Genomic DNA, 7987 nt, shown 5'->3' with positions numbered 1-7987 from the left:
TGCAGGCGGCGATCGAGGCCCGCAGCCCGACCCAGCGCGACGCCGACAAGCGGCTGTTTCTGAGCCAGCTGACCGACGCGACCAAACGCGCCAACTTCGAGCGGTTCGGCTGGGTGTCGCCGCTTAATCTCGAGGCGATCTTCGGCTTCTGGCAGGAGATGGACCCGGCGATCTTCGACGGGCTGGACTGACCCGCGCCGGCCCCGTTTCGCGCCGCCCGCCCGGGCCGGTGATGGAACAGGCCGCGGCGGCGCCCGGTTCAGAGCGACGCCGGCGGCGCTGCCGGGCCCCGCGCCGGGTCTTCGCGGCGGCGGCCCGCAAGCTCGGCGAGCACCCGCGACAGCCGCTCGAGCAGGGTCATCGGCGCCCCCGAAAGGGCGATCGTCGCCCGGCCCCGCCCGGCCTCGAGCAGGGCGGTGACCGCCTCGCGCAGCAGCGGGTCGGCGATGCGGCCGGGGGCGATCTCGACCGTGACCCGCATCATGCGCTCGGGCGCTGCGCGGCCGGGGCTGTCCTCGAGCCGGGCCACGGTGCCGGCGACCGGCGGCATGGTCAGCGCCAGCCCGGAAAGACGGATCGCCACCGGATCGCCAATGCGCATCTGGCCGGCCTGCGGCGCAGGCACCTCGACCCGGGCCTCGAAAGTGTCGCGATCCTCGTGGCCGAGCTGCAACAGCGTCATGTCGGCGGCAAAGCTGCTTTGCCCGGACAGCGGACGCAGGCGGCGCACCCGGCCGCTGTCGGGGGCGATCAGCCAGGGCTGCGCCGCGTGGCGTTCCAGCGCCGCCAGTTCGGCGGCCTTGCGGGCGCTGTGCTCCTGCAGGGCCGCGACCTCTCTGAGCAGCGCCAGATCCTGGTCGACGACCAGCACCGCCAGCGCGATCTCGAGCTGCCGCAGGGCGCTGTCGAGGCGCTGTTTCTCCAGCGTCAGGCGCAGCGCGCGGGCCCGGGCCGAAAGCGCGTCGGGCGGCGCCGGGGCGAGGGCGCCGAGCCCCTGCAGGGCAAGGCCGGCGCGCTGGCGCAGCGCATCGCGGCTTTCGATCAGCTGGCGGCGGCGCAGCAGGTTGCGGCGGTGGATCAGGGTGCATTCCTCGAGCGCCGCTTGCAGCGCCCGCCCGGTGTCGGTGTCGGTGTCGGCGTCGAGGCCGGTGCCGGGCAGGTCGGCGGCCTTTGGCACCGGCTGCCCGAGCAGGCAGTCGCGCCGGGCGGCGGCGAGCATCAGCGCGCGTTCCAGCCCCTCGATGCGCTGGCGCAGCCGGTCTTCGTCGAGCAGCACCAGCCGCTGGCCGGCGGTCACCGGCTCGCCCTCGGCGACCAGGAGGCCGGCGACCGGGATCCCGGCCGGCAGCACCACGTCGGTCTGGCCGGCGCGCGGCGCCAGGGCACCGGGATAGCGGTGCAGGTCGGCAAAGCCGACCCGGTGCGACAGGATGGCGGCTGCCGCCACCAGCACCAGCGTGCAGAGCAGCGCCCAGCCACACCACAGCCAGGGCGCGGCGCGCAGGCTGCGCGGGGGGGCGAGGTCAGCGGCGGGGGCGGTCATGAAGCGGCACCCCCGGGGCGCGGGATTTGCGCGGATCATAGGTCGCGATGGTGACCTGCAGCATCTGGCGGCCGGCGACCTCGCAGCTTTCCACCGCCCGGGCGTCGCGCAGGATCCGCGCCAGCGGGCTCAGCTTGGCCCCCTCGGTCGCCTGTTCGAGGCTCTGGCGCGCCTTTTCCAGCGTCGCCGAAGAGACCGGCATCTCTTCTTCGGCCAGGCGCAGGATGCAATGGCCGTCGAAATGCTTGAACTCGAACCCCACGCGGCCGCCGCCGCCCAGCGTGGCCGGCTGCCGGCAGGCCAGGGCCAGCATCTCGTTGGCGATCATGCAGACCGTCCGGCGGTTGCCATCGTCGCCGTCGCGGCGGAACTGGGCGCAGATCCAGGAATCCAGCGCCTCTTCGCTGTCGAGGCTGCGTTCGGTCACGAAACGCGCCCAGCCGGCCGAGAGCCGGGCATTGATCTCGGCCGAAGGCGCCAGTTCGATCACCCGGCCGTTCTGCATCATCAGCAGCTTGTCGCATTTCTCCAGCAGGAGCCGGTCGTCGGTGACGATCAGGATCACCGCGCCGAGCCGGATCTCGTCGTCGAGCCGCCCGGCAAAGGCGCGCAGCAGCCCCGGCCCGGCGCCGTCCTCGGGGCGGTCGAAGAGATAGAGCCGCGGGCGCAGGAACAGGGCCCGGGCCAGCGCCAGCGCCTTCTGTTCGGTTTCCGAAAGCGCGCCGACCTCGCCGGCGGCGAGGATCCGGGCCACCGTATCGCTGTTGTGAACCAGTGTCTTCAGGATCGCCCGCGCCCGCGCCCCCGAGGGCCGATCGACGAAACAGCTGAGGTTGTTGGTGCCGCCGCCGGGCACCGCCAGCGGCCGTGGCGGCACCAGCACGGTCGAGATCTGCCGGTCGTCGGCCGACCGCCGCCAGGGCTGCTCGCCGGCGACCGAGACATGGCCCTGCACCGACAGGCCGGTGAGGTCATGCGGCGCCGCCAGCGCCCTCAGCAGCAGCGACTTGCCGGCGAAACTGTCACCGCGGATGCCGACCACCGTGCTCGGGGCCACGCGGAAGGAGATGTCGGACAGCAGCGGCGCCCCGCCGGGCCGCTGCACCGAGAGATTGTGCACCACCAGCCCCGGCGCGCCGGAGGCTTCGGCCCCGGCCTCTTCGCCGGCCTCGGCCTCGGCTTCGGGGGCGGGCAGGGGGCGCACCTCGGCGGCGCGGCCGGCGCGCTCGGGGTCGAGGCGCGAGCGCTGGCGCAGAAGGGCCGTGACGGCCAGCACCGCACCATAGGTGATCAGCGCCGCGGCGGTGATCGCCGGCGGATGCATGACCTCGCGCGCCGCCAGCCAGCTGCCGACCGCGAAGGCGCCGACCAGCGCCAGCAGCGCCACCGCGCCCAGCAGCCCGTCGATCAGCGGGTCGCTGCGGGCCGGCGCATTGGCCAGCGCCAGCGCCCGCGCATCGCGCCCCGAAAGGAAGGAGACCGCCTCGGCAGGCAGGAAATCCCACGGCCGCTCGGGCGGCAGGGCGCGGGCCAGCGGCACCGCGATCACCCAGCAGAGCCCCAGCGCGCCGGCAAAGGGCAGCAGCACAAGCGGGTGGATGAAGGTCAGCCCGCCGATGGCCAGCAGCGCCAGGAGGGCGCGGCCGAGCACCGCGTTGCGTTCGCGCAGGTGGCGGTAGCCGGCCAGCGCGCGGGCATGGCCGACATCGAAGATCAGGATGCCGACCACCGGCACCAGGGCGCCGAAGGCCAGCAGATAGGCCAGGATTTCCTGCCGCTGCAGCGCCACCAGGTCGAGAAAGAACACGGTGAACACCGCGATGGCCAGATAGCAGACCCCGGCACCGACGGAGAAGACCACCGACAGGGCCGCGGCCCAGAGCGGCGTCGCCCGGTCGCGCGCCGGCGGCGGCAGCGGGTCGACCGGCGGCAGATCGGCCAGTGTTCGGGTGGTCCAGGAGGGGGTGTTCGGGGGTTTCGACATGGGGTTTCGACCTCGGCTTGCCTCCCGGTCTTAAAGCCGAGGTCTTAAGAAATGTTTTTCCCCGCCAGGTCCCCTGCCGCCGGCCGCACCGGAGGCCGCCACGAAAAAAATCTCCCTTGGTTGCCAGTTGTTAACGGCTTTGCGCTTTGCTGGTTGCGCAACACCGGAGCAGCCCCCATGCAGAAGCGATCCGCACCCGCAAAGAAATCCCCGGCCTTCGGCCTGGCCGTTTTCCTGGTCGCCGTGCTGGCGCTGGGGGGGGCGACCTATTCGGTCGGGGTGACCGCGCGGCGGATCTTCCTGCAGCAGGAAGAAGAGATCGTGCCGATCATCGCCGGCGGCGCGCTGGACGACATTCCGGCGCTGATGCGCGGCAACCTGCCAAGCGCCACCATCAGCCTGGTCGACCGCCGCCCGGCGCGGCGCAAACCGCCGCGCATGTGCGAGATGGGCAAGGATTACTTCGACCGGCTGGAGCGCAACCGGGAGGCCGCGCCCGGCTATACGCGGCGCAACGAATATGTCCGCCGCTACCGCGCCCGGCGCGGTTTTCTGACCGAGCGCGAGATGCGCGCCGCCCGCGTCGCCTGGCATTATTTCGAGAAATTCACCCAGGACAGCACCGGTTTGGCCAATTCGGTCGGCAACTACCCGTCGACGACCCTGTGGGACACCGCCTCCTATGTCGCCGGGCTGGTCGCCGCCTACGAGCTGTGCCTGATCGAAAAGCCCGAGTTCGACCGCCGAATCACCCGGCTACTGACCACCGTCAAATCGCTGGAGCTGTTCCGCAAGGAGCTGCCCAACAAGGTCTATCACACCAAGACCGGGGCCAAGGTCGACTATACCAACAAGCCCGGCGAGATCGGTTTTTCGGCGCTTGATATCGGCCGTTTCCTGGTCTGGATGCGGATTTGCAAGAACCGCTATCCCTATCTCGCCAACACCATCGATTCGGTGCTGCTGAAATGGGATTTCAGCAATGTCGTCGACCGCGAGGGCCTGCTGTTCGGCGCCTATGTCGACAAGAAGACCGGCGAGGCGGTCTATGCCCAGGAGGGGCGGCTGGGCTATGAGGAATATGCCGCCAAGGGCTTTGCGCTCTGGGGGTTCCGGCCGCTGCTGGCGCATCGCGCCGAACCCTTTCTGACCGCCTCGATCTTCGGCACCCAGGTGCCCTATGACGGGCGCGACCCGCGGGTGTTCCATTCGCAGAATTACGTGGTCACCGAATCCTATCTGCAGGACGGCATGGAGCTGGGGTTTGACCTGCCGCATGACGATGCCACCCCCGACTGGCTGCATTCCGACGGCTGGCGGGCCGAGTTCGCCGACCGCATCTATCAGGTGCAGGAGAACCGCTGGCGGCGCACCGGCTTCATGACCGCGCGTTCTGAGCACAACGTCAAGGGGCCGCCCTATTTCACCTATGACACGATCTTTTCCGACGGCTACCCGTGGAACACGGTGACCCCGCGCGGCGATTACGTGCCCGATCACGCCGCGGTTTCGGCCAAGGCCGCGCTTGGCATGTGGGCGCTGTGGGAAAGCGACTATACCGATGTGCTCTACGAGGCGGTGATCGAGCTTTACGACCCCGAGAACGGCATGTTCGAAGGGCTTTACGAACGCGGCCAGGGGCGGGTGGCGATCTTCACCGCCAACAACAACGGCATCATCCTGACGGCGCTTCTGCACAAGGTGCAGGGCACGATCCTGACCCCATACACCGGCGATACCGAGGTCTGGTACACCGCCTACCGCGACCAGGACCTGCGCCAGCGCCGCAACTACCCCGATCCGCCGCAGCGCGAAGACTGGCTTCCCGCCCTGCGCCATTCGGTACAAGAAAAGGCTGATTACTGATGACACCCCTTGCGAGACACCTGACCGCCTTCCTGCTGCTGTTCCTCGGCCTGCCGGGGCCGCTTGCGGCCCAGAGCGGCCCGGGGGATGGCCGCGGCAACGATCTCTTCGCCTCGGAGAACGCGATCGTCGACACCGCGATTCCCTTTGCCATCGGCGCCCGCGAGGCGCAGCAGTCGCTGCGCGGCTCCTTCGGCTGGCCGACTTTCCAGGAGGGGCTGGTGGAAGGGGTCTATTTCCGCTTCGACCCCGACGGCTATGCCCGGTTCTCGCCCAATCCGCGGCTGGATGTCGATGTCTTCGAGGTGATCTGCAAGTCGCGCACCATGACCTGCATGGCGCGCAAGGACCCGCTGTCGTTCTTCCTTACCGATCGCGGCCAGTTGCAGCTGCGGCTCGACATGGCGGGTGCCGGCTACCGGTTCTTCGTCTCCGAGGGGATCTCGGAGATCCAGATTCCCGAACGGGTGCTACAGCCGCTCGACACCCAGATGGAGAACCTGCTGGCCACCGGCGGTGAGCTGATCATCCGCCGTGGCGGCGAAGAGATCGCCCGCGCCTCGCTGCGCGGTTTCGTTGCCACTGCCAGCTATCTGCGCTGGATCGCCTCGGGTCAGGACTATGCGGTGCTGCCGCGCGGCTGGCCGGTGCCCAATGCGGCGCGCCGGCCCGACACCGCCGGCGTCACCCAGGCGGTGAACTGGGCCTCGCCGATGCCGCAGCCGCAGCGCGTGGCGCCGCCGGCCCGGACCCTGCCGCCGGCAATGGCCGTGGCGCCGCCGCCCTTGCTGTCTCCGCCGGTGACATCGCAGGTGCCGCCGGCAGCGGCGGACCCGCAGGCCGGCCGGGTCGAGGCCGAGCTTGCCCAGCTGCGCCGGATGATCGCCGACCTGGCGCAGCTGCGGGCGGCACCGGCGCCGGCGGTGGCCGATGCGGCGCCACCGGGCCCGGCCGAGGCGGCATCGGATGTCGAGACCCTGCGGGCGCTGGCCCGCCAGCTGCAGGGGCAACTGGATCAGCTGCGCGACACCAGCGGCCCGATGGCCGCGCCCGTTCCGACGACGGCGGCGGTTCCGGTGGCGCCGCCCATCGTGACCCCGGCGGCGCGCCCGGTGATGACGCAGGCCGCCCAACTGGCCGCCCAGCAGGCCGCCCCCGTGGCCGCGACTCTTCCAATGACACAGCCCCTGGCAACACCTGTGACGCGTGCCACACCATTGGCCACGCCATTGACTGCGCCATTGGGTTCGACATTGGCATCCACCGGGCCAGCACCTGCTTCGGGGCCGGCCGAGGCCGTGCCACCGGGGTCTGATGACCCTTCGGCCGAGGCCGTGGCAACCGCGCGCAAGCTCGAAATGCTGATGCAGGAACTGGGGCTGGACCTGAAGACGGCGGTGGCGGTGCTGGAAATCTCGGCCGCGGGGACGCCGTCCGGGCAGACCGGCACGGCCGGCCTGCGCGTCGGTGATCGGGCGCCGGCCGCCCCCCCTCCGGTGGCGGTCGTCTTTCCGGGCAGCGGCGCAGAGGGTGCCGCGGAAGCCGGCCTGGTGGAGCAGATCCTGAGCGAGCTCGAGGCCGAGATCGCCAGCGCCGCGCCGCCCGACGAACCGCAGGCGGCATCGCCTGTATCGCCGCCGCCTGCCCGCCCGCTCGGGCCGCAGGACTACCAGCTGCTGACGCGCTATTTCCGCTCGGTCGTCCTGCCGGCGCTGGCGCAGCCTGCCGCCGGGCACTGAGACCTCGCCGGAGATCGGCCCCGAGGCGCGGCCGGCCAGAAACCCCGAGGCGTCGCCCCGCGGTCTCTGGCCGTGCCGCACCGTGCCGCGCTGTGCCGCACCGTGCCGCATCGTGCCGAACCGTGCCGCACCGGCAGCCGGGGCAAAGGGGCGGCGAAGCGATGCTTTGGGCGAGGCTTCCGCCGCCCGCCCGCAAACCCGCGCGCAGACCCGGATGGCGCCCCTGTTGCGCCGGACGTCCCTGGCGCGGGATGCCCCTGGCGCGTGAGGACCGGTGTGTGAGGATCGGTGGGCGATGAACAGTGCAAGACGACCAGTGCAGGAAGACCAGTCCGGGAAGACCAGTGCCGGAAGACCGCTGCGCGACGGCCAGCGCGCAGCCGGCGCAACGGGGCGGCAACCGTCCCGGGGCGGGACAGGGTCGGTGCCCCCCAGAAGCCCGCCCGGCGGCTTCCCCTGACGCCCACCCCTCCGGCAAGCGCCCTGCGGGCAATGGGCCGGGGCGGTCGTCATCCTCTGTGATGCCCCGGCACGGCGCGGCGCGGGATGACCGTCTTCGGCCCTCGCAACGCGCCGTGGCCGGCGGCGCCGTCGGGCTCCTGGCCCGCCCGGCAAGCGCCGGGGGGCGGCGAGGGCGCCGGGACTTGCCGGGGATTTGTCAGGAGATTTACCTGGAAATTTACCTGAAGATTTACCTGGAGACTTACCTGAAGATTTGCCCGGAGAAATACCCGGAGAATTGTCCGGGGCTTGCCCGATGATTCCCCTGATGATTCCCCTGGTGATGCTCCGATTGATGCCCCCCGTGATCCCCCCCGTGATCCCCCCCGTGATCCCCCCTGTGATCCCGCCCGT

At 71.0% G+C, this 7987-nt stretch carries 4 protein-coding genes and 1 pseudogene; 3 read left to right on the top strand and 2 right to left on the bottom strand.

Annotated elements, in window-relative coordinates; all coding sequences use genetic code 11:
• Window positions 1-191, top strand: a pseudogene (locus ABZD10_RS11635) (replication initiation protein); the annotation flags it as partial.
• Between the two features lie 68 nt (window positions 192-259).
• Here the strand turns inward: ABZD10_RS11635 and ABZD10_RS11630 are convergent.
• Together ABZD10_RS11630 and ABZD10_RS11625 are read right to left on the bottom strand one after the other, a co-directional pair.
• Window positions 260-1543, bottom strand: coding sequence for an HlyD family efflux transporter periplasmic adaptor subunit (locus ABZD10_RS11630; RefSeq protein WP_372886674.1), 1284 nt, complete (start codon window positions 1541-1543; stop codon window positions 260-262).
• Window positions 1524-3527, bottom strand: a complete 2004-nt coding sequence (locus ABZD10_RS11625) for an ATP-binding cassette domain-containing protein (protein ID WP_372886672.1) — start codon at window positions 3525-3527, stop codon at window positions 1524-1526. Before ABZD10_RS11625 ends, ABZD10_RS11630 begins: the two co-directional genes overlap by 20 nt.
• Before the next feature lie 177 nt (window positions 3528-3704).
• Between ABZD10_RS11625 and ABZD10_RS11620 the strand changes: the two genes are divergently transcribed.
• The gene (locus ABZD10_RS11620; protein ID WP_372886670.1) at window positions 3705-5393 is read left to right on the top strand and encodes a DUF3131 domain-containing protein; all 1689 of its coding nucleotides are present in this window, start codon (window positions 3705-3707) and stop codon (window positions 5391-5393) included.
• Window positions 5393-7132: a hypothetical protein gene (locus ABZD10_RS11615; RefSeq protein ID WP_372886669.1), complete on the top strand. Its 1740-nt coding sequence runs from the start codon at window positions 5393-5395 to the stop codon at window positions 7130-7132. Before ABZD10_RS11620 ends, ABZD10_RS11615 begins: the two co-directional genes overlap by 1 nt.
• The last annotated feature ends 855 nt before the right edge of the window (window positions 7133-7987 follow it).

Source organism: Shimia sp. (assembly GCF_041624275.1).
Lineage (GTDB): Bacteria > Pseudomonadota > Alphaproteobacteria > Rhodobacterales > Rhodobacteraceae > Shimia.
This window is presented reverse-complemented; position numbering and strand designations above follow the sequence as displayed.

Coding starts and splice junctions, on each gene's coding strand:
- ABZD10_RS11630 (WP_372886674.1), bottom strand. CDS start 1,543: ATGACCGCCCCCGCCGCTGACCTCGCCCCCCCGCGCAGCCTGCGCGCC.
- ABZD10_RS11625 (WP_372886672.1), bottom strand. CDS start 3,527: ATGTCGAAACCCCCGAACACCCCCTCCTGGACCACCCGAACACTGGCC.
- ABZD10_RS11620 (WP_372886670.1), top strand. CDS start 3,705: ATGCAGAAGCGATCCGCACCCGCAAAGAAATCCCCGGCCTTCGGCCTG.
- ABZD10_RS11615 (WP_372886669.1), top strand. CDS start 5,393: ATGACACCCCTTGCGAGACACCTGACCGCCTTCCTGCTGCTGTTCCTC.